The 1,590-nt window shown below is 32.7% G+C and carries 2 protein-coding genes; both read left to right on the top strand.

All coding sequences use genetic code 11. From position 1 onward, the window contains the following. The first annotated feature begins 410 nt into the window (after positions 1-410). Positions 411-1,196 carry a ParA family protein gene (locus FD44_RS09865; RefSeq protein ID WP_056973925.1) on the top strand — a complete coding sequence of 262 codons (786 nt, stop codon included), beginning with the start codon at positions 411-413 and terminating at the stop codon, positions 1,194-1,196. Between the two features lie 6 nt (positions 1,197-1,202). After that, positions 1,203-1,418, top strand: coding sequence for a hypothetical protein (locus FD44_RS09860; RefSeq protein ID WP_003649837.1), 216 nt, complete (start codon positions 1,203-1,205; stop codon positions 1,416-1,418). The last annotated feature ends 172 nt before the right edge of the window (positions 1,419-1,590 follow it).

Genomic DNA, 1,590 nt, shown 5'->3' with positions numbered 1-1,590 from the left:
CCAGTCGGCAACTTTTTTAATTTTTAAGAACTAAAAATGGACTAAGTAGTTATTACAAGCTACTTAGTCCATTGGTCTTATCTTCGTTTTAATTAGTTTACCTTTGCTTGCCCTTAAGGTTTGCTTGCGGTATAATTAGCACGTAAACAAGATTACAATTTTTTCAAGCAATTTTAACTTGGCGGTGAAAATTGCTTGGACTAGGTAGCTGCAAGATAGCTACTTGTCAATACTGCAAAAATCCCAATCCCGAGTGGATTGGGATTTTTTGTTTATGAAAAAAGCATATCATTCTGCAAAGGTTAAGTAAATAGTTTTATGGATATGATTTATGATTAATCATAAATCATATAAAATTTGTGATTAATCATAAATCATGGTAAAATGTTTATGTAAAGGTAGGTGCTACTATGAATGGGAAAACACTATTAAACTTCAACTTTAAAGGTGGCGTTGGTAAGACCACCTTGACTGTAATGGAAACCTATTTATTGGGTCAAGAGGGGGAAAAAGTACTACTTATAGATTTCGATCCCCAGGGAAATGCAACTGAAATTATGAAGGAGACTTATAAAGCCGATTTAAAGCCGGAACTTTCATTATATGAGGGCCTTCTTGGGGGGAATTTGTCTAAATCTATTGTGTCTGTTACAAACCAAATTGATATGATTCCTACAGATTGGACATTGTCTTTATGGATTGGTGCTGTAGAAAAAGTTAGTCGGGTTAAACGTAATATTCTATTACCACAAATGCTTTCAAAGTTAAAACAAAATTACGATTATATTTTTATTGACGTACCACCAACAATAAATGTCTTTACTAATAACGCAATCATGGCTTCAGATTTCATCTCAATTGTCTTACAAACTCAAAAGCAGTCATATACAAGTTCTTTAAAAACAGCTACGCATTTAGGTGAACTACGTGAACAATACAATGGAAGTTTTCAGTTAGTTGGTGCCATATTGTACTTAATGAAGCCACGTGCAAAAGTTGATACTGAAATTTCTGCACAAGCAAAAGACTTTTTTGGCGAAGGGGTCTTTTCAAACTCAATTAGAACTCAAGAACGGGTTAAAACGTTTGCTAATGAAGGAATACGGAATAAAGACCATTGGGATAAAAGAGCAATCCAAATGTACCAAATGGTTCTTAATGAACAAATACTTAGAATTCAACAGTTAGAGGAGTAATTTATCATGGCAGAAGATTTTTTAAACAAAGTTAGTAAAAAGGCATCTGAACAACTTAAAAATCTAAAAAGTCCATACCAATTCGAAACAGAAAGAACTAAAACCGTTCAACTTCGCATGAGCACATATAAAGAAGTTAAACGCATCGCTTTTGAGAATGACGAAAAAATTGTTGATGTCTTAGAAAAAATTATTCGTGAAGGCCTTGCCAAACGTAAATAAGATTGAGCTTAACTTATGTATTACTGATTGTGTGATTTATGATAAAAGATTAATCTTTTATCATAAATCACACAATCAGTAAACTTCACTGTACAAGGTATATTTAAAATAAATTTGATTTAAACATACGTGGTAGATCGCAAATTTAGGGGTCTAGAATTTTTGGTGTTGG

The sequence above is a fragment of the Secundilactobacillus malefermentans DSM 5705 = KCTC 3548 genome (genome assembly GCF_001436395.1).
GTDB classification, from domain to species: domain Bacteria; phylum Bacillota; class Bacilli; order Lactobacillales; family Lactobacillaceae; genus Secundilactobacillus; species Secundilactobacillus malefermentans.
This window is presented reverse-complemented; position numbering and strand designations above follow the sequence as displayed.